General features: G+C 38.2%; 1 rRNA gene. It reads left to right on the forward strand.

Going from position 1 to position 293, the window contains the following annotated elements:
* Positions 1-69 (forward strand): 16S ribosomal RNA (locus BU804_RS09050); the annotation flags it as partial.
* Positions 70-293: the final 224 nt, after the last annotated feature.

Consider the following 293-nt stretch of genomic DNA (forward strand, 5'->3'; position numbering starts at 1 on the left):
AGGCCGATGACTGGGATGAAGTCGTAACAAGGTAGCCCTACCGGAAGGTGGGGCTGGATCACCTCCTTTAAAGGACAGTTTGCTAATTTAGCAAACAGGTTGGGCAAGCTCTAAGCTTCGTACATTGTCTTACTTATACTGTCAAACGACAGAAATTATTTTGAAAGTCATAAAAGTTTAAGAATCAAGTTTAATCTGAAACGTTGATTGTTCGAAAGAACAAGAAACGTGAAAAGTAAAGATGACAAAAGTCATCACAAATTCACTGATCAAAATCAGCGCTTGAGAATAAT

Source organism: Candidatus Protochlamydia sp. W-9, assembly GCF_001950615.1.
Classification (GTDB): Bacteria; Chlamydiota; Chlamydiia; order Chlamydiales; family Parachlamydiaceae; genus Protochlamydia; species Protochlamydia amoebophila.